Origin of the sequence: Allorhodopirellula solitaria (assembly GCF_007859855.1) — a bacterium.
Lineage (GTDB): Bacteria > Planctomycetota > Planctomycetia > Pirellulales > Pirellulaceae > Rhodopirellula > Rhodopirellula solitaria.
Map to the genome: position 1 here is coordinate 26,332 of NZ_SJPK01000013.1, position 21,180 is coordinate 47,511.

At 58.4% G+C, this 21,180-nt stretch carries 13 protein-coding genes; 2 read left to right on the top strand and 11 right to left on the bottom strand.

Going from position 1 to position 21,180, the window contains the following annotated elements; translation table 11 throughout:
• Positions 1-223 precede the first annotated feature (223 nt).
• From CA85_RS19660 to proS, 8 genes are all read right to left on the bottom strand, one after another.
• Positions 224-1,234 carry a nucleoside hydrolase gene (locus tag CA85_RS19660; RefSeq protein ID WP_146393065.1) on the bottom strand — a complete coding sequence of 337 codons (1,011 nt, stop codon included), beginning with the start codon at positions 1,232-1,234 and terminating at the stop codon, positions 224-226.
• Entirely contained in the window at positions 1,231-2,268 is a 1,038-nt protein-coding gene (locus tag CA85_RS19665) for a LacI family DNA-binding transcriptional regulator (RefSeq protein ID WP_146393066.1), read from the bottom strand. The genes CA85_RS19660 and CA85_RS19665 overlap by 4 nt, the downstream gene beginning before the upstream one ends.
• 222 nt (positions 2,269-2,490) lie before the next feature.
• Positions 2,491-4,053, bottom strand: coding sequence for an MFS transporter (locus CA85_RS19670; RefSeq protein WP_146393067.1), 1,563 nt, complete (start codon positions 4,051-4,053; stop codon positions 2,491-2,493).
• Positions 4,054-4,185: 132 nt separating this feature from the next.
• Positions 4,186-5,226, bottom strand: coding sequence for a zinc dependent phospholipase C family protein (locus CA85_RS19675; protein WP_146393068.1), 1,041 nt, complete (start codon positions 5,224-5,226; stop codon positions 4,186-4,188).
• A gap of 30 nt (positions 5,227-5,256) precedes the next feature.
• Positions 5,257-5,583: a hypothetical protein gene (locus tag CA85_RS19680; protein WP_146393069.1), complete on the bottom strand. Its 327-nt coding sequence runs from the start codon at positions 5,581-5,583 to the stop codon at positions 5,257-5,259.
• Positions 5,584-6,343: 760 nt separating this feature from the next.
• A complete protein-coding gene (locus tag CA85_RS19685) occupies positions 6,344-8,152 on the bottom strand; it encodes a sigma-70 family RNA polymerase sigma factor (RefSeq protein ID WP_146393070.1) in 1,809 nt (602 codons plus the stop codon).
• A gap of 190 nt (positions 8,153-8,342) precedes the next feature.
• A complete protein-coding gene (gene dnaG / locus CA85_RS19690) occupies positions 8,343-10,469 on the bottom strand; it encodes a DNA primase (protein WP_146393071.1) in 2,127 nt (708 codons plus the stop codon).
• Between the two features lie 676 nt (positions 10,470-11,145).
• Positions 11,146-12,648: a proline--tRNA ligase gene (proS, locus tag CA85_RS19695; protein WP_146393072.1), complete on the bottom strand. Its 1,503-nt coding sequence runs from the start codon at positions 12,646-12,648 to the stop codon at positions 11,146-11,148.
• Positions 12,649-12,685: 37 nt separating this feature from the next.
• On the opposite strand from proS, the gene CA85_RS19700 reads away from it, so the two are divergent.
• Positions 12,686-12,949: a hypothetical protein gene (locus CA85_RS19700; protein WP_146393073.1), complete on the top strand. Its 264-nt coding sequence runs from the start codon at positions 12,686-12,688 to the stop codon at positions 12,947-12,949.
• Here CA85_RS19700 and carA read toward each other — a convergent pair.
• The 3 genes from carA to araD all read right to left on the bottom strand — a co-directional run bounded on the left by carA (position 12,946) and on the right by araD (position 16,877).
• Positions 12,946-14,127, bottom strand: coding sequence for a glutamine-hydrolyzing carbamoyl-phosphate synthase small subunit (gene carA, locus CA85_RS19705; RefSeq protein ID WP_146393074.1), 1,182 nt, complete (start codon positions 14,125-14,127; stop codon positions 12,946-12,948). The genes CA85_RS19700 and carA overlap by 4 nt on opposite strands.
• Before the next feature lie 85 nt (positions 14,128-14,212).
• Positions 14,213-15,133, bottom strand: coding sequence for a dihydrodipicolinate synthase family protein (locus tag CA85_RS19710; protein ID WP_146393075.1), 921 nt, complete (start codon positions 15,131-15,133; stop codon positions 14,213-14,215).
• Between the two features lies 1 nt (position 15,134).
• A complete protein-coding gene (araD, locus tag CA85_RS19715; protein ID WP_146393076.1) occupies positions 15,135-16,877 on the bottom strand; it encodes an L-arabinonate dehydratase in 1,743 nt (580 codons plus the stop codon).
• 82 nt (positions 16,878-16,959) lie between these two features.
• On the opposite strand from araD, the gene CA85_RS19720 reads away from it, so the two are divergent.
• Entirely contained in the window at positions 16,960-18,690 is a 1,731-nt protein-coding gene (locus tag CA85_RS19720) for a GntP family permease (RefSeq protein WP_186775069.1), read from the top strand.
• Positions 18,691-21,180: the final 2,490 nt, after the last annotated feature.

The window sequence follows — 21,180 nt, forward strand, 5'->3', positions numbered from 1 at the left end:
CTGGCGGTAGGCTCCAGGCGAGGAGCTTCGCGCCAGATGATTTGGTAATGGACGAGCCGACGGGCTGTCGATTCGCATCGCGTGACCAATCAGCGGCGAAGTTCGCGAAAGCTTTTCGGTAGTGGACGAAGCGACGCGTCCCGAACAGCCAATCGGTCACGCAAAGCGAAAGGACTCATTGGCTCATCGACGACAATCTCACCACCGACTGCTCCTGCGCTGCTCACTCCGATACTGGAGGCTGGCTCGACAGTTGCACCAGGGCTTCTATCGCGCGGCCTTTCTGTTCTTCTCGAACAATCATATACCGATCTCGACCGTCAGCCTCTTCCGAAAACGTCGTCAGCCCATCGTCGGCAATCGTAACGCGGCCTTGCGGCGAGAGATCGAAGTAGCCACGGTCAGGACGAACCGCATACAGCACGGAGGTCAAATCCCATGTTGGACGATTGTGGGGCGGCGGGTTGTAGAGCGTATAAGCTTCAGCGAGCGGGTGATGGTCGACGTAGTTGTAGTCGTTCAAAATACTCTCGTGCGGGTACGCCAGGCTTGTTCCAATTTCATAGCCGCTCCACACGATCGGCGTCGGCCAGTCCTGACAGAGCAACTTTGCCGACGGGATGTCCTTCACGATGTTGTATTCTTTGTGATCTCGCGTGAAATCGCCTGCCATGATCGAGAGCAGACGAACCTTTTTAGAAACCAACTCGGCGCCCGACAATGGGCTGATGTCATCCGGCTTGGATTGCAACAGATTTGCGAGATTCGTCGAGAAACCGACCTGAGCGATCACCACACTGCCGTCCTTCTGGGACGCGAGTGCTTTACGCAGCACAACAACAGCATCAGGAGCGTCCTTGCCCGATTTCAGGTCGTGTGGATAGTCATGCGGCGGCGCTGCGAGCACGTTGAACTTGCCCTTGTGACTCGTCACCCCACTGCGGCAAACGCCGATGGGAATGTCGCCGCGACCGTAAAACGTGTTCACCACATCTGCGAACGGCGCCGCCAGCTCGTTGTCCTTCGTAATCGTAACGGCCAACAGATCGCATTCGCCGCGCGACTGCAGCGAGTGGATCACGCCCATCGCCAACACGTCGTCGCAATCATTGCCGAGGTCCGTATCGAAGATCAATGCAACCGGGTCTTGCGTTTCCGGTTCGGCAGCGGTTGCCGGCGAAGCCGCTAAGAAAAACAGGGTTGCCAACGAGAGAAAGAGTCGTTCTGACTTCATGATTGAACCTTCGCGATAGAGTGACGTGGAATCAGTTTGACTGGAATGGTGTGGGTGCGTTTACGAGGCTTCTTGCCGGTCCGCAGTTGCTTCAGGATGACTTCAGCCGCCGTGCGTCCCAGTCGCTCGACGTCCTGCGAGACCGTCGACAAGGGAACTCGCATGAAATCGGCGAACGGCGAATCATCGAACGTGACCACCGAGAGGTCGTCGGGCACGCTCCGGCCGAGTTCCTCCGCTGCCCGAAGTGCTCCGAAGGCGTTGGGTGTGCTGAATGCAAACAACGCCGAGATCTCGGGATGGGACGTCAATAGCTGCAGGGTGGACTCATACCCGGACTGTTCCGTGAAGTTATCACCGGCCAGCAGGGAGTCGGCAAAGGTCAACCCAGCCTCTTCCATGGTCTGACGAATGGTAGTGAGTCGTTGCTGATTGGGCAGCGTACCGGGCAGGCCCTGGAGGCAACCGATCTCGGTGTGCCCGTGATTCAAGAGCTGTTGCAGACCTCGGCGGGCCCCGCCCACGTTGTCCGACAGGACACTGGTCATCGAGGTTTCCGGAAAACACCGATCGATGACCACCAGCGGAATTCCCGCGTCATCGGCATCCATCAGATGTTGCGATTCGGTCCCGACCGGGCAGACCACCAGGGCCTCGACCCGCCGCGCCCGCAGCTCATCGACCAGTTTCGTTTCGACCGAAGTCGTTTCGCGGCTGTCCGCCAAGAGAACGGACATCCCCTGCGTCTCCGCTTGCAGCGTGACCTCGCGAGCGATCGCGGCAAAGAACGGGTTGGACACGTCCGGCACCACCACACCCATCAATCCGCTGCGCTGCGATTGCAACGAGCGAGCCAATAGGCTGGGGCGGAACCCTAATCGCTGGGCCTCTCTCTGCACATTCTCAACGGCTCGCTCGCTAATACGATACGTCTTGGCCCGTCCGTTGAGCGCCCGCGACGCTGTCGACACACTGACCCCTGCCGCTTCGGCGACTTGATGCAAGGTCACTGGCTGGTGGGACGTCAGGGTCATGAAAAACTCGGCGAAAGCAATGCACAAACGTTTGTGCAGAATATCAGGCGAGTTTCAAAATGCAACCCCCCGGGGGCCGACGGCGATCCCAAAACGGAACACCCATCACGCCGAGGTAATACTCGGCGGGCATTTCCAAAGCGACTGGCGGGGCCTCGACAGGAGCGGATGAGTCCACAACCGAACTCGCTCTCTCCGACACGCCGATCGGCCCCGTATCGCCTAGACGTCGGAATTCGTGCTCGAACCAGTCCGGGTTCGATCCCAAAAGGCGACTGCGAAGAGCACAAAAATAGCCGCCGCCATGATCGCCGGTGACAACCAAAAATCGCGCCACTGGGCCATCGTCTCGGCTAAAATCCCTGGATCAAGCGATTCGGGGAGGTGCCGCGAAAACATCTGGGTAAAGCTCTCTAAGAACGAGACCGGCTCGGGTTCCCCTCGCGCCTCAGTGAGCGCCTCGACATACTGAGGTGCCGCAGTGACCTGCTTGCCGTAGTCACCGAAGGTCAAGTTCAAGGGGATGCGTCCGAAGAGGTCACCACCCGCCATGATGCGATACCCAAAAAACATGCCCACGCCCTGAGTCAGGAACACGAGCAACCCTTGGGCCTGCCCACGAATCGCTTTCGAAGCCTTGGCATCGGTGTACATGAATCCGGTGACAAAGAAAAAGTCGTAACAGACACCGTGGATCGCCACAGCGGCCAGCAACATCCAGGTAGTCTGCTCAGCAGCTCCCCAGGCGAACAACAGATACCGCACCACCCAACAGGCCATGCCAATCAAGATCATGATCTTGACGCCGAGACGCCGAAAGAAAAACGGAATCAGCAGCATGAAGAAAATTTCCGACATCTGCCCGAGCGTCATCGTGGCTCCCGGCTCGACGAAGCCTGTCTGGTTAAGATAGGTCGCTGTCATCCCGTAGTAATACGCCAGCGGAACGCAGATCAGGGTCGAGCAGAGAGCAAAGACAAAGAAATTCCAATTGGCGAGCAATTTGAATGCATCGACCATGAACAGGCTCCGCAAATCCATTGCTTGACCTCGCAGCGGCGGCGGTGTATTCGGCAGGAAAAAACACAACACGCCCAAAGCTAACGAACTGGCTGCACCGAGCCAGAAAATATTGTACGAAGCCGACCAACCAAGCACGCCCAGGGTCAATCCGGCGACAATCCAACCGATCGTTCCCCACACACGAATCTTGGGAAATTGATCCTGGCTCGGCAAATGGGTGAAAGCAATCGTATTGCCCAGCCCGAGCGTCGGCATGTAACAGAGCAAATGCGCCAGAATCATCCACACGAGTAGCTTTCCAGCTGCATTCTCGGTCGACTGCAGCTCCAGGTAGGCCTCGGCGCTGTAGCTGCCACTGGCTCGCATTTCGGCCGCCGAATCGGCAGCGAAGGTCGACGCCGCCTCGGCAATCCCCGGAATGAATAGCATGATGACCCCGCCCAACAACATCAACGCGCCCATCACCTTTTCAGAGGCGAAGAAGCGGTCTGCCACCAAACCGAGAAAAAGAGGGGCGAAGATGGCGGCAATCGGCGCCGCCTCGTAGGCACCGCCAATGAACGCCCCGAGCAGGTGCGCATCCATCGCGGCGCTGAGCGTCGCAAACCACGACCCCCACGCAAAAAACTGCAAAAACATCATCGCCGAAAGTAAAAGCACGATCGTCGACGCCGACAGGTGCGTCAGGGGAGCATCGTCGGTAGCATCAGCATTCGGGTGAGATGTCGATGAGTCAGCCGAATCATTCGGTGATGTGGACATAGAGTGTTCACGTGGTGGGAAGGGAGAGGGGGTACCCGTCCGAAAACGACGGGGCTCGCATTGTAGCAAGTCGTCCTCGGTTGTTGGTATTCCCTCCCAGCGAACTAGGTTGAGATAGCTGCTCGGACACCACTATGCAGCTTTCTTGGCACGGATGTCGCCGTCTTCGCTTGCGGGTGAGAAGGGCAGAATTCGGATGTCTGAGTTCGACTGCTCGCTAGCTCGCTGGCGCTGGTACTCGCGCTCACGCACATACACGCGGCACACCTTCTCCATCACGCGCTGTTCGCTCGACATGTGCCTGACGACTTCGCCTGTCGCTGCGAACTCATCAATCATCGCATTGACTTTCTTCCGCTCGAGGCGGTGCTCGAGGCTGCGCAGGAGAAGGTGCCGGGGCGTCGACACCCCCGCCGAGAGCAACGGCAGCACGGCTCCGCGACGCGGCAGTGGTCGGTCACGAGCCCGTTCGGCATCTTCGGCCGTTCGTTCGAGCACCCGGGCCCATCCGGTGATGCAGAGACCGATCAATTGCGACACGCGATCGCGTGAAACGTCATCCCACGCCGCAGCCGGGTTTTTGCGAGCAGCCTTCAAATCGTAGTGCGCTAGCAGTGTGTCGCGGTATTCGTGGGCCACCCCGGAAGCAGTTAAGATGGCTTCCCCCAGCCATCCGGGCCCGTCGGAGAGCTGGAAGACCGTGCGGCTGGTGTCGGCTTGCCACTGCTTTCGCAGCGAAGCGTAGGACTTCGTCACGCTCCATTCCAGCGGTCGGTGCAGAATGCGATCGACCTTGGATTGCGAGGTATGCAGCGGCTGGATCGGGTCAGTAAAATAATGGCTGAGCACGCCGGCGGCATGGGCGGCATCGCCCCAACGATTCGTCCGCAGGTATCGCTGCAGTCGTTCGTACCATTGATGGGCCACCCGTGGGGCGCCTCCCCAATAGCCGTCATCGACATGGATGACATGATTGTGAAAATCACGAAATCGGAGATCGGGATCTTTGGCGCCCGCCAGGTACCGCGAGTGATTGCTCAGCAGATGCCTGCCCAGCCGCACGCCGGCAGCGGAGCGAATCAGGGGCAAGGCATCGAGCGCGAACCGGTGGTGCGTGCTGCGGCAATGCATCGCCCGCAGGATCGAAAGCAGCGGCGTTTGAAGTCCACGCATCCTTCTCTCACTTTCTGTATCGGCTGATCGTCAGGCGGCCCGACGGACTCTGCCGGGGCCGCGGACTCTGCCTTGCGACACGGACGACGCAACGCCATAGGCGGACGCCTGACGAGCCAAGCGTTCGCGTAGCGAGCGGCCAATACGCCCTTCGTCAAGCGAATCATAATGGGCGACCCGCTCCGTAAAGCCTTCACGGCAGAGCGGACGGAACTCACAATGCCCAGCCGGTGGCGGCACATCGCCATAGAGCGACTGCAGACGAAAGGCATGATCTTTCTCAGCAATCGCGTAGTAGAGGTCGTACATCTCGTCGGTCGAGAAGCCGGAAACGTCCAACAACGAGTCAATAGCCACGGCAGCGTCCTTGCTTGAAGCCTGTCCCGAAAGGGGTCTGACCCTCTGGAGACGAGTCATTTGAGATGGTTTTTAACAGCCTCGCCGGAGAGGGTCAGACCCCTTTTCGGATAGGCTTTCGAGGCAGTGGGCGGGGGAACAGTCTGACACCGGACCGAACCGGCCCATGCCCTGCCCCCGTTTCGACGTAAGACTGCGTTGAGTCTCGCAAACCTGATCCCGGGGCGGCAAGATGAAAAATCGCAATCCCCAAACATCAGATTGCTTAATCGGCACGGATTACCACCGGGCGGGCACGAAACGGGCTTTCTCCGAGATTTGGGGTCCCCTGGAGGGGCCTCGGCTGCCGAACTATGACAAATAGCCGGCGCGGTCAACCAAGTGGAGGACCCGACGCCAGTCCGAAGTGGTCGGACCGACGAGCTGTCGTGGTGTGGGATTGCGGCAGATTTCGTGGGTTCGAAAACTCTCGATGTTGATTAAGAGACGGCGGGGCGGCGTTTGGGCACGTCGCTCCCGCCTCTTTTTAATCTCTCTCCAACCGCTCGGCTCGGTGAGGCCGCTCGGCACTGCTGCGATCGCCACCGAACGATCCGATGCAGCCCATCTCTTAGCAGGCTGTCTCTTCGCAGCCCGTCTCTTAGCAGCCGGCGAGTTATTGAGCCGAAACGCGCAAGCGACCGGGTGGGCGGCGATACCCAGGGCCTTACGGGCCTCGGCTCAACATTGCGGCGCCAGCACCGATCAAATCGACAGTCCGCTAGGCCGCTGGGTTGAGGTAGGACGACAGCCGCTCGGCCCGCGATGGACTCTGCAGTTTCGCCACCGCTTTGGCTTCGATCTGGCGGACGCGTTCACGGGTCACCTTGAAAATGCGACCGCACTCTTCGAGCGTGTAACTGTACCCATCGACGAGACCGTACCGCAGCCGAATGATCTCTCGTTCGCGGAACGTCAGCGTCTTGAGCAACTCGTCGATCTTGTTCCGCAGCATGCCGCTGGCGGCCATCCGGACAGGGTTGTCATTCTCGTTGTCTTGCACGAACTCACCGAAGCTGCTGTCTTCGCCTTCGCCAACGGGGCGATCCAAGCTGACAGGGTGGCGACCGATATCCATCACCCGGCGCACTTCTTCAATCGCGACATCCGTCGCCTCTGCAATCTCCTCATAGGTCGGCTCGCGACGCAGCGTTTGCGTGAGCCGCTTTTGAGCCTGACGGAGTTTGCTGAGCACATCGATCATGTGCACGGGAATCCGAATCGTGCGGGCCTGATCAGCGATCGCTCGCGTGATCGCTTGGCGAATCCACCAGGTTGCGTAGGTGCTGAATTTGAATCCTCGGCGATATTCGTATTTATCCACTGCTCGCATCAGGCCCGTGTTGCCTTCCTGAATCAGATCGAGGAACGACAGCCCGCGATTGCGATACTTCTTAGCGATGGAAACAACCAAACGAAGGTTGCCTGCACTGAGCTCACGCTTTGTCGCTTCGTACTGGTCAAAGAACTTCCGCGTGCGAACCATGCGGTTGTGCAGGCTACGAGGACTCTCTTGAGTCACGAGCATCAGCTCCCGCAGTTCCTGGCGGAGATCCGCCGCTTCATCCCGGCTCAAAGCGTCGGTACCGAGTGAATCAAGACGCTCGCGGATGAAATTCATCCGTCCTGAGATCTTTTCCAATTGATGCAGCAGTGGCGTGACACGGCGGCTTCGCAGGCTCAGCTCCTCGACCATCTCGAGGCATTTGCGGCGGCGGCGCAGGAATCGCTTGCGGACTTCCGCCTTGAGCCGGGGCGAAACACTGCGGCGGACGAGCAGTTCAAAGTCCGCTTGGTTCTGCGCGATCATCGGCTCGAGTGTCCGCAGGTTATGGGGCATCCGCTGTGAAATTTGTTCCTTGGTCAACCGCTCGGTCAAGGAAACCTTGATGGTGCGGTCAAACGGCAACTCACCGCTGTGGACTTTCTGAAGCACCTCAACGGTCGCACGCAATGCGTAGTCACTTTCGAGCAAGGCACGGCGATACTGCTTACGCGTGATTTCAATCTTCTTGGCCAGCGAGATCTCTTGCTCACGGGTGAGCAGGGGAATCTCCGCCATCTGGCTCAAGTACATGCGGATGGGATCGTCGCTGGCCTTCGGCAGGTCAGCGGACGTGCCGAGCGTCGCGGTGTTGGAATCCTCGGCGTTTACCAATGCCAGCGCAGCCGCTCCACTGACGTCCTCCGCTTCCACTTCCGCCTCGAGGTCTGCTGCGTCGACGGCCGATGGTTCGAACTCCACGTCAGCGATTTGAACTTCGCTCGCAGCGACGTCACCATCGATCGCCTCGGGCAGCGTCGCGGCGGCGGCTCGAAGCGTCTGCGTGGCCGCTGCCATCCGTGCTTTCTTTTCAGTCGCTTCGATCAGAGAAATGCCACGCCGCTCCAGAGCCAGAAGAAGCGTGTTGAGTTTTTCAGGATTCACATCCTCATCGGGCAGGTATGCGTTGACCTCATCGAAGGTCAGGTAACCATCCTTGGTACCACGGGCGATGAGTTGCGTGAGGTCTTGGTCCATCAATTGCATAATTCTAACTTCGTGTTAAAAGGGTCACGCCCCATCATGGGACGCCGAGCTGGGTATGGATCGCTTAGCCGACGAGAGCGGGAACGCTCGCCGGCACCATCCAGCCCCTACTCAAAAGCGGGAGATCGAAAGGGAAAGGGAGAAAAAAAGAACAGTAAAAACCTGGGACATTGGTGAAGGAAGTGAGGGATTAACGGGGACTGTGTCGAATGCGTTCGGCATCGATGATCGCTTGCAACACGGCCATCTCTTCGTCTTCCGCAAGCGTTGCCGATTCGAGCTTGACGATCTGACGTGACTTCTCAGCTTCAAACTCGCGCTCATGAAACCGCGTCAAGATCGAGGCGTATCGCTCGTGAGGACTCTCGGTCATGCGTTCGCCACGGAGATCAATGCGTTGCTGCAAAGTGACGATTTGGCCTTTGAGAAATTCGTTCTCGATCAGCGTCAAAAGCGCCTCGGCATCGAGATCCCGCCCGTCAAAGTCGAGTTGCTGATAGGCGGACAGCAGCATTTTGGCAGTGACGGATTGCAACCAGTCGGCATCAATTGCCTCGATCGCCATAGCCGCCACTTCGGGGCTTTCCAACAGCGTCTCGAACAGCTCACGGTCCATCCCCGACAGGGCTGCTGACTGCGACGAATCCGCATCTCGAGAAGGGCTGGGTGAGCGTCTCGGCGATGCCATCGGGACCACTGAATCATCGATCCCAAACATCGCAGCGTCTTCCATTGCTGCCGACGCAAAGGGATCGTCGATCACCACGGCCGAGGTGGAATCATCGTTGGCCCGGGGCGAGCCCGTGGTTGCGGGAGACGTTTTTTGCTGCTGCTGATAACGAGCCTTCTTGGCTTCGCTCTCTTTCCGTGCAGCCCGCAGGGCTTCGAGCCTCCGCGACAATCGTTCCACCGGTAACTCAAACGTGCGGCTGATTCGCATCAACAGCTGATCGACTCGCAGCGAAGTGCGATCATCATTCTGTGGAACCTTAACCAATAATGAGAGTAGGGACTCGATCGCTGCGGTCACGCGGTGCGTGTCGCGAGTCACATCGACGCCATCGGTCAAACGCGCGATTTTATGGTCGACCGCGTCGGGTGCTGATCTCGCTAGTTCCAGGAGAGCATCCTTGGATTGCGCCGCGAGAAAATCGGCAGGGTCGGCATTGTCAGGCAGGGTGAGAATACGCAGGTCCGCCTCCGCTGTTACGAACAGGTCGAGTACTTCCTCGGCGCGCCGTCGGCCCGCATCATCGCCATCGAGGACGAGCACCACCCGCGACGCAAATCGCTTGAGCATCCGGACGTGCTGCTGCGTTAATGCGGTACCCAGCACAGCGACGGCGTTGTCCACGCCAGCCATCCGGGCGGCGATGACGTCGGTGTACCCTTCCATCACCAGCACTTCACCCGCACTGCGGATCGCATCGCGGGCCAAATCCAATCCGTATAGCTCCGACGACTTGCGGTATAGAAGCGTTTCGGGACCATTGAAGTATTTCGCCCCTGCAGTCACGCTGCCGCCCGAAGCCGAGGCAATTCGTTCGGCAATCGCGGGGATAATCCGCCCGCCTAACGAGATCACTTTGCCGTGTGCGTTGTTGATCGGAAACATCATCCGACCGCGGAAGAAATCGTAGCAACCCGTGGTAGCCGGAGTGCTACCGTTTGCCGAGGCCCGCGCATTTGTTGACGCCCGTGACTTGGCGACACCGCAGGCGACCGCAACGGCTTCAGAGTAGTTTTTGCGTTTCAACAGGTTGACGGCAAAATCCCACGAGTCGGGTGCGAAGCCGATCCGGAAGCGGCGACGTGTTTGATCGTCGATGCCACGTGAGGCGAGATAGTCCCAAGCGGCTTTTGCGTCATCGCTCTTGTGAGCTTCGAGCTGTTCGTAGTAGGCCTGTGCTACTTCCTCAATGGCTGCTGCTAACGTCGCTTTGTCGTCCGGGCTGCCTGGCTGTGTTTTGGGGCCGCGACGAAACTCGGGCAATTCAATCCCAGCCCGTTCGGCTAGCATCCGTAGGGCCGCGGGGAAATCGAGCCCTTCCCGCTGCATCACAAAACTGAAGACATCCCCGCCAATGTCACAAACCCAGCATTTCCACGACTGCCGTTCGGGATTCACCGTCATCGACGGTTTGGTGTCGTTGTGGAACGGACAACGGGTGACAAAGTTCCGACCCTGGGGGCGCAACTCGAGATCCCGGCCGATGACATCCACGATGTCCGACGCGCTGCGCACTCGCTCTTTTACGTCGAAGTCCGTCTGGAATGTCAAGCCAGCGCTCCTGCTAGTAACGTCGTCACCAAACATTTGCAGATCTCGTCTTGGCCGAGAGCTGCTTTGTTTGTTACCGACACAATTGCGGTTTGAGTGAATCGGTCGACCCGATCGATCACGAATGTAATCGTATCATCACCCGTCCTAGGTGACCGGCTCGCGGGATCAATAACAGCCAGGACAAGTATGCCGAAGCAAGCCTCCTGTGCCGCGTGACCCAAACGAAAAGCCGAGGCAAATTTCGAATTCGGTACGTCCCTGTAGCGTCGTGTCTCAACCGGGGCGGGTCATCTCCCTGTCACGCCGGTTGACCGCTTCGTTACAAGCAAGTCAATAGTTTGGGGCTGGCTCGAAAACGCGTCAATAGCAATCGGCATGGAAACTTGAGGCGAAATTGAAAAAGCCGCAAAAAACCTGCCCGAGCACGCGGGCCAACGATCGAGTGAGCCGAGACGCACAAGCTGGCTGTCGAATTGTTCGTTGCCAACGAAAGATGTCTTCGGCAGGCGGCCGACGCGTCCGCCGCCTGCGTTTATTCTGCGACGGCATTGCTCATTTCGGACGCCACCGCGATGCCTTTAAAATCCAACACGCTGGATGTACCCACGACAAACCCGGCTGGACCGCTAAATCGACAAACCGTTACGACACTCGGCTCACAATTGTGACGCCAGAATCGATCAAATCGGCCCGCCAAGACGCCTGCTCGCTAGTACGCCTTGGCAAAGACAGCCTTCTTCTCCGCAGGGCGTCCCGTCAAAAAACAGGTGCCGGGCGTCGTGTTGTCTCCTCGCGGAACACACCGGATAGTCACCTTGAGCTCCTTCAACAGCGGCTCCAACGCATCTTCGTCGGCAAAGTACGCATGAGCGAACCCGCCGTGAATTTTGTCTTCATTCTGCGTGCTGAAGAAGTCACGGAAATCCGCTTCGTTGGTGATCGTGACCGTGTTGGATTCTCGCAGGTGCAGGGCGGCGGCGAAGAGCTCGCTCTGCAGCGTCTCGAGCTTCGTGCCAATGGTCGAAACCAGCTCGCTGCGCGATATTCCAAAGCTCTTGGGCTGGTTCCGAATCCCACAAAACACGGTCCCCGCAGCGATGTCCTTGGGGCCGATCTCCAACCGAATCGGCACGCCGCGTTTGACGTGGTACCACTTCTTTTCACCGCCCCGGATATCCCGGTCGTCGATCGTGACCCGAACCGGAGCTCCCGCGTAGCTTTGCGCAGCGATCTCGTCCCGCAGCGACTGAGCTTCGGCCATCACCTCAGCACGCGAGTCCCCTTTATAGATAGGTTGGATCACAACATGGGTGGGTGCCAAACGCGGCGGCAGCACCAAGCCATCGTCGTCGCTGTGGGTCATGATCAGAGCCCCGACTAACCGGGTGCTGACGCCCCAGGAAGTGGTCCATGCGTGCTCCACGCCGCCCTTCTCGCTCTGGAACTTGATGTCTTGCGCCTTCGCAAAGTTTTGCCCCAGGAAGTGGCTCGTCCCGGCTTGGAGAGCCTTGCGGTCCTGCATCATCGCTTCGATAGAAAGCGTATCGACTGCACCGGGAAAGCGTTCCTTGGCAGTCTTGCTACCAACGATGACCGGCATCGCCATCCAGTCCTGGGCGAAATCGCGATAGACATCGACCATCTTTTCCGTTTCTGCAATCGCTTCGGCTGCCGTCGCATGGACCGTATGCCCTTCCTGCCACAAAAACTCTGCAGTCCGCAGGAACATCCGGGTCCGCATCTCCCAACGCACCACGTTGGCCCACTGGTTGATCAGGATCGGCAGGTCGCGGTAACTCTGCACCCACTTAGCGTAAGTCGCGCCAATAATCGTTTCGCTAGTCGGGCGCACAATCAGAGGCTCTTCCAGCTTCCCCGCCGGACGCAGGCCACCGTCCGGGTTGGGCTCGAGCCGGTGATGCGTCACGACCGCGCACTCTTTGGCGAAGCCCTCGACATGCTCGGCTTCCTTTTCCAGGTAGCTCATCGGGATGAACAGGGGAAAATACGCGTTTTGGTGCCCGGTGGCTTTGAACATGTCGTCCAGGGCGCGTTGAATGTTCTCCCACAACTGATAGCCCCATGGCTTGATCACCATGCATCCACGCACCGATGAGTTCTCGGCCAGGTCAGCGGCCTTAATCACCTGCTGGTACCATTCGGGATAATCGACCTCGCGGGTGGGGCTGATCGCGGTTTTTGGTGCTGGCATAGGAGTGGGGGCAAAAGGGGTGCGAGGAAGCGGGGAGATGAAGCGAGCGAAAGACTCTGGCACGCCCCTCGGCAAAGGCGTAGCCTACGGGCGAGGCCAATCACCGGAGGCGATCTGTCGATCCAACCGCGCGGTTGGATGCGGAGCCGCCGCCCCTGGGTGGGACAGCGTCACTCGGGGTGGAAATTCGATCATCCGCCCGAGCGGGAAGCCGAAAATCGGCTCGGGGCGTTCGCCCGGTTGCCACAGCAAAACCGTGGCGATTGCGAAAGCGATCTATTCCAAATCGCGAGGTGCCTAGGCACTCGCCCCAGCAGTAAGCTGGCGCTGGAACTGCTCGAACAGATAGTGGCTGTCGTGCGGTCCCGCTGCTGCTTCGGGATGGTATTGAACTGCGAAAACGTCGGCGGTGCGATGGCGAATACCTGCGATCGTATTGTCGTTGAGGTGCCGGTGGGTGACCTCAAGGCAATCCGGTAGATCTTGGTCGTCGACAGCAAAGCCGTGGTTCTGGGTCGTGATCTCGACCTTCTCAGTCGCCAGATTCAACACCGGTTGGTTGGCGCCGCGGTGGCCGAACTTCAACTTGAACGTCTTCGCCCCGCATGCCAAAGCGATCAGTTGATGGCCTAGGCAAATGCCAAACACAGGAACCTTCCCAATCAACTCGCCAATCGTTTGGTGAGCGTAGGCCAGCGGTTCGGGGTCACCGGGGCCATTGGACAGAAACACCCCATCGGGCTGAAGGTTTAAGATTTCTTCTGCGGACGTGTTGCCCGGCACGATGGTGACGCGGTTACCTCGCGAGCGAAGGTGCCGGGGGATGTTCCACTTCATGCCGAAATCCATGCAGACCACGTGCGGCCGATCGGAATCCTCGATCCCGTCGGCGTTGGATACGATTTTGGCACCCCGAGCACACTCGGTCGCGGACCATTCATCGAGTTCGGTGGTCCACTTTTCCTGCTGGTTCGGCATCACCTTTTGAACGAGGTCGCGACCAACCAAGCTCGGGGCCGCCTTTGCCTTGGCCACGAGCGAGTCATCGTCGAGGTCTTCCGTCGAGATCACGCCCTGCATCGCACCGACGCTGCGAATTCGACGCACTAGCGAGCGAGTATCGATCCCCGCCAACCCCAACACATTGTGCTCGCGAAGGTAATCGCTCAAGGATGCCTCGGAGCGGTAATTGCTCGGGATCCGGCTCTCGTTGCGGATCACAAAGCCGGCCAACGCGGTCCCGTGCCTCTCGACATCGATCGAATTGACCCCGTAATTGCCGATTTCCGGGTAGGTCATCGTGACGATCTGGCCGCAATAGCTGGGGTCGGTCAGAATTTCCTGATAACCGGTCATCGAGGTATTGAAGACAACTTCCCCCGTGACCTCGCCGCTCGCACCGAGCGATCGACCCAGGTAGACAGTACCGTCGGCGAGCGCGAGTTTTGCCGGTCGCGAGTGATTATTCGAATCAGTCATTTAGCAGGCGTTCAAGTGGGTGATGGGGAGTCAACGTCCCCAGTATCACTTTGAAAAACAATCTTTTCTAGGGGGTGAAACGAAGTCACGATAATCCGGCAGCACCTAACAGCTCGGCGACGGCATTTTCGACGAGTTTCCATTCCGATGGGCTGATCGAAGTAAGCAGAGGCATGATCGGGCCCGTCCGTGAAATGCCCGCGATCTGGACCGCGTCGTGCAGCACTCGGATCGGGTTGATGTCGTTTCGCAAGTCTTCCAATCCGCAGAATTTCTCCCGGATGGCCTCCGCCTCCTCGTATCGCTGCGCGGCGATCGCCGCGAGCATCTGCATGCTCAGGGCAGGAGCGATGCAGATACACCCCGACGTGAACCCTGCCAAGCCGAAATCTCGCATGTGAATGATCGCCGGCTGCTCACCGATGCCGCTGACGATCCGGTCCGGCCCCACCGCATCGATGATCTCACGCAGGTAGTTGTCATCGGCCGGGTCGTCACGGACGACCGCGTACTTGATCGCCGAGACCAGCCCGTCATCGACCAGTTCGCGGACCTGCTCGGGTTCCATGTACCGGTCGTGCTTGATGTACAGCACGATCGGCTTGCCGAATGCCTCGGCAAACTTTCGCGTCCCTGTCGTAATCCCGCTCGACGTCGCAATCGCCTCTTGCGGCAGCACCATGACTGTTGGGTAGTCGAATTCGCGGAGGATCGCCGCTTGATCCATCATCGTCCCGTAGGCAGGGCCGACCGAGGGGATCACCGTGGTAGCTTCGCTGGAGATCTCCGCGAGCATCTCGAGCATCTCGGCGTACTCGCTCAGTGCGATGTGATAGAGCACTGCATTGCCACCGTAGAGCAGCGTCGTGACACCACCCTGTTCGAGATACTCGACCATCCGCCGGTTCTCAGCGTGGTCGATCGCGAGGTCGCCGGTGCGTGCCAACGGAGGCACGGCGATGACCGAACGTGCCAAGAGATCGTGAGTAATCGGTTGAATGTTCATGTTAGAAAATATCCGGTTCAGGTGTGGGTTGACCATGTTGAAGAAAATCGAAGTCACAGCCGTCGTGGGCTTGTGTCACATGCTTACAGAACAGCTGCCCATAGCCACGCTCGTAGTAAACCTGGGGTGGCGTCCATGCTGCACGGCGGCGAGCAAGTTCCTCGTCATCGACGAGGAGATCGAGACGCCGCTCGTGGACGTTGAGCTGAATCGAGTCACCCGTCTGCACCAGCGCCAAGGGGCCACCGAGGTGCGATTCGGGCGAGACGTGGAGGATGCACATGCCGTAGCTCGTACCGCTCATCCGGGAATCAGAGATGCGGACGAGATCTCGCACCCCAGCCTTGAGCAATCGGTCCGGAATCGGCAGCATTCCCCACTCAGGAAATCCGGGAGCTCCGAGTGGGCCGGCGCTCCGCAGGACGATCACCGAATCGGCGGTGATCCCGAGGCCCTCGTCGTTGAGCCGCGCCTTCATGTCGGCGTAGTTCTCGAATACGACCGCCGATCCGGTGTGATCGAATAGCCGTGGATCGGCGGCGGACGGTTTGACGACGCAGCCGTGTGGCGCCAAATTTCCTCGCAGAACAAAGGTGCCGCCCTCGCGATACACAGGATTATCGAGTGAGCGAATGACATCGTCGTCGTAGACTTCCGCCTCAGCAATATTTTCGCCCAAGGTTGCCCCGCTAACCGTCAGGCAATTTGTGTCGAGCAAACTCTCAATCTGCTTCATCAATGCGGTCAAACCACCCGCGTTGTAAAAATCTTCCATCAAGAACTTCGCTCCCGATGGACGCACGTTCGCAACCACAGGCGTCAGACGGGAAAGCTCATCGAAGCGATCGAGCGTGAGCGGAACCCCCGCCCGCCGGGCCATCGCAATGATATGAATGATCGCATTGGTGGAACCACCGATCGCCAAATCCGTGATAACCGCGTTGTCAAACGAAGCTGCGGTGAGGATGCGCGAAGGCTTCAGGTCTTCCCATCCCATCTCAACAATGCGTCGGCCGTATCGGGTTGCCAGCCGAGAGTGCTCCGAGAGTACCGCCGGAACGGAGGACGCCCCCGGCAGTGACATGCCGAGCGACTCGGCCACAGCCGTCATCGTTGACGCGGTGCCCATCGTCATGCAGTGACCAGGAGACCTCGCAATGGAATCTTCGATTTGACACCAGGATTGGTCGCAGAGGTTGCCTGCCCGCCGTTCGGCCCAGTACTTCCAGGCGTCGCTGCCACTGCCGAGGGTCTCCTTTTTCCAGCGAGCGTTGAGCATCGGCCCGGCCGGGAAAAACATTGTCGGCAAGTCGGCACTGATGGCACCCATCAATAGCGCCGGAGTCGTCTTGTCGCATCCACCCATCAAGATTGCCGCGTCGATAGGATGACAGCGCAGAACCTCTTCGGTCTCCATGGCGAGCAGGTTGCGGTAAAGCATCGTCGATGGCTTCATCAACATCTCACCGAGCGACATCATCGGGACTTCGACGGGAAACCCACCGGCCTGCCAAACGCCTCGTTTGATTTCTTCCGCCCGTTCCCGCAGGTGAGAGTGGCATGTGTTAAGATCACTCCACGTGTTGAGAATCCCGATAACGGGCTTGCCCCGATAGTCGTCATCGGCAAGCCCCATCCCCTTGAGCCGTGATCGGTGCCCGAACGATCGCAGGTCGTCGGGACCAAACCAACGATGGCTGCGAAGAGTCGTGGGGTCGCGTGGCGGCGGCGGGGAAGTCGACATGGATGGATTTCAACTCAATACGTGTTTGATTCGGGGAGTGCCCCCGTTCGATTTCTTAAAACATACATGCGCAACTGATCGAATGCCCCCGCTCCTGATCCTCTTTATTGGCATGGTCGTCGTTTTAGCGGGAATCGTGGTCTTTCGTTGGCACGCGTTTTTATCGCTAATCGCAGCCGCCCTGACAATCGCGCTGCTGACCTCACCAACCACGCTCGTTCGCCACGAGATGCGGCAATCCAGCGTGGTGGTCAATGCGGAGGATCTGTCAGCAGATGCGATGACGCCTGCAGCAGTCGATAGGCACCAACTTTTCGACGGAGTTTACCAGATCATTCGCTCCCCAGCAGATGAGCGCGATGCACAAGGCTCCTCCCTGGGCCCCATCGGGACGCTCAGCATCAGCCACACGGCGGACGGCTCGTTTCACGCCGCTGCAATGGATCAGGTCTCAATCACGAGCACAGCCACACTGAAACCCGCTGATCGATTGGTTTCGAGTCGCGACTGGGCAACAATCTCCGAACGATCGCAACGCAGCGTGGGGGAACGTGTCGCGGCAGGTTTCGGCGACACATGCCGGAAGATTGGAATCCTGATTGCCATGGCCGCGATCATTGGCCACTGCTTACTACGCAGCGGTGGCGCTCAACGCATCATCGACACCGCCTGTTCTCTGATGGGTGACTCACGAACGTCAATCGGATTTGTCATCAGCGGATTCGTGCTGGCGATCCCCGTGTTCTTTGATACGGTTTTCTATTTACTCATCCCGCTGGCCAAGGCTCTCTATCGCCGGACGGGTAAGAACTATCTGCTCTATGTGATGTCCATTGTCGTCGGCGCCACCATGGCTCATTCCTTGGTCCCGCCGACGCCGGGACCCTTGCTCGTGGCGAGTGAGTTGAATCTAGATCTCGGCATCGCTTTGAAAGCGGGGCTTCTTGTGGGCGCCATCTGCGCACTCGTCGGCTACGCGTATGCCGTGATGATCAATCGCCGCTGGAGCGTCGAGCCGACCCTCGAACAGGAAGCGTTTTCAACCGATTCTGAATCGAATTCACCAACAGACACAGAATCTTCGCAGCCGCTACCGTCGCTCTGGTTCTCACTGCTGCCTGTCGTACTCCCGCTCGTGCTCCTGGCCAGCGGCGCGAATTGGCAGGCCCTCGGTGGCGGGACTTCGGAGGAGACGTCGACGCAGGTGGCTCCGTGGGTCGAGACTGCCATCGAGTTCGCCTCGGACAAAAATATAGCGTTGACGCTCTCGGCGGCCGCAGCCCTGCTGCTCCTCGCGTCGTCTCCACGGCGCGACAATGTGCCGCTCGCCAAACACGTTCAAGCTGCCCTCTCCGAAGCGGGCTCGATCATCCTGATCACTGCGGCCGGCGGCGCCCTGGGCGCAGTGATCCGGGAAACAGGCATTGCCGAGGTGCTCGTCGATGCCATGCCGGCCCATGGGTCGGGGGTGATGGTCCTATGCGTGGCCTTCTTCGTCACCGTCCTGATTCGGTTCGTGCAGGGATCGGCTACCGTCGCCATGATTACCTCGGTCGCAATTGTCGGCCCCATGGCCACAGCAATGGCGCTGCCCTTCCATCCGGTCTATCTGTTCCTCGCGATCGGCTGCGGCTCTAAACCGCTACCCTGGATGAACGATTCCGGGTTCTGGGTGATCGGCCGACTCAGCGGCATGACGCCCAAGGAAACCCTTCGGAGCTTTTCAGCCACGTTGACGGTGATGGGCTTCGCTGGATTCTTGGTGACCCTGATCGGAGCCACCCTCTGGCCGATGGTCGGTCCGGTGAACTGAACCGGATCGATAGCGCAGCGGAAAGGGTCCATCAGAAATCATTGTGGGTTTCGCTGCGGTGAGCCAAGTGTGCGGGATTTCCAAGGGTCGCCGTGGCGTCCGAAGCGTTTGGTCACTCACAATTAACTGTGGTTGCATCAAAGCGCCGGGAGAAGCGGAAGCAAGCTCCAATTGTCCGCTGGCCAGGTCAGTGCTTTCGTCTCCAAACACTCACTGCATTTTGCTTGACCCCCGAATCCAGCCCTCTCATACTCAAGCGACGCTAACCCGTGATAAGACTCTCTCGAACCGGCGATAACACTTCTCGCGACACCGAGGGAACTGAAGGTCCAATCGGCGATAATTACCCCGTTATCCGACTGACGAACCATGACAGAAACTTTACTCTTCGCTCACCGTAACGGTCGACGCATCTTAGCACTTCGGGCAGCACGGATCATTCTTATCTTCGCGGCCACCGAACTACTGCTGACTTGCATTGGCAGCGAACTAAATATTGGAGTCATCGCCCATATAGCGTTTTATGGTATCGGTTCGTTCACCCTGGCCGGGATACCTCGCAGGGTTGCATTTGACGGCAATCGCTTCTCGATCAAACTTTTTGGGGCTTGGCTCAGATGGGCGGCCAATAGTCCGCCGCAAGCAACGCTGGCCGAGCCATCGCTACCCGGCGATCTTTGTCGTGTCATACGTTGGTTTCCGCTCACTACTGGCTCGCAGCGACTGATACCAACGTTCGATCTGGTAATACGGCATGACCAACTTCGTTCCCTCAGCCACTGGGCTGCACCTGCTAGCGACTCACCTGCTGACAACAATGGCCTGCACCGGAGCCGAGCTTGCACGCTTTTTTGAAGTGGTTAGCAACGCACGATCAATTTCTGTCGTAGTGGACGAGGCGACGAGTCCAAAGCCGCAGGACTCGTCGCCTCGTCCACTACTAAAACCGACACTTATTCATCGTGTGCTGCTTAGTCAAAATTCCTGGCCCCGTGATGCCCCACGCTACCCAACTGGTATTCGCGCCTCATCTGCGTTCGAATCGTGCCGATAAATACAACGCTTCATCTGTATTCAAAGGACGCTTTCGAATGCGACACAACGAAACTCTGCTCGACATTGCTGATTGGATGACCGATCCTCCGACCGGCGGTCCTATCCAGATGTGGTCCGTTGGGGGCATTCTTGCGTCGGTCGTCACATTGTACGGACTGTCATGCTGCCTAACCCAGCGAGCAACAACGCTGAACATGACAATGAGGGGCTTCCCATCTCTGGGACGCGGCCTTTGGTTGGACATTACTGGCATTCATGCTATCACATTTGGCCTAGTCATCACGTGCGTAGGGCTATTCATCCATTTCCAATGGTTCTGGGGCAACCACAAGCGGTTGTTGCCGTTCCACGAATTCGGCAAATACACTGCTGCCTTTGGCGTCGTCGCCGCAATGCTCGCTCACGTATTCACGATGATGACGCGGACATGAACGTGGCGATGAGCCAATAAGTGCACCGAAGCACGGGTGGATTGAAAATAGGTTCATCCGACGGACGCGTGCGCAGAGCACCGCGGAAGTTTTTTTGAGGCATGGCTCTCGTATCCAATGATCGTTCAAAAATGCGTCCCTGACGAACAAACGCTCGCCAGGGACCGACAACACCATTGGCGTACCGCTTTTGCAGGGAAACGCTGGCGACCGAGATATCCCTTGCCAAGCCCGCACCTCTGCAGAGCTCGGCTCCGTTTCTCCCGGCAGCTCCAGTCGAACATCCACTATCACATCCCACAAATAAATCCTTGGATACGGGAGCCATGCCTTGAAAACCTCGGGCGCTCGCTTCCGTCGGATGAGCCTGAAAATAGGCCATGACAACGTCGTTCGCCCGTGCTGGCTAAACCGCACCGTTCTGGTATCGAAGAACTACAATCGTGCTGGTGCTCAGTAAAACAGTGCTCATGCTCGATTCGGAAATGGGCACTGATGTTCGATCCAATTCTCGACCACGATCGACTCGACGTTTGTCGTCTCTCGATTGAATCCACCACTGATGTCTTCGCCGTTTCGAAGGAATGAAACGGACTCCACCGACATGCCTTGAAAATCCCGCACACTTGGCTTACCGCAGCGAAACCCACAATAGTTCCTGATGGCACAATAGATTGAGATCGAAATGCAAGCGGATCGTCTCGATGTTGACTAAGATAGCAATCAAGCTTCGCAGCGTTTCGGAATCACCAGGTGCGTATGCTGTGAATGTCGATTGCGAGCACGAGCACCGCGATGCTGAGCACGAGCACGAAGACGACCAGAATCCGGAACCAATAGCTGCCCCGAAGGACGCGGCGCCGTTTCTCTCCAGATCATTGCGCAACGCGAGTCCTCGGTGAATCCAGCCGTTTCCCCAAACAGGACAAGTTCATGCACAGTCTTTTACGCCTGCCTACTCCTCTGCTTTGCATCACGAAACTTACGTAACTCAGGCGATCAG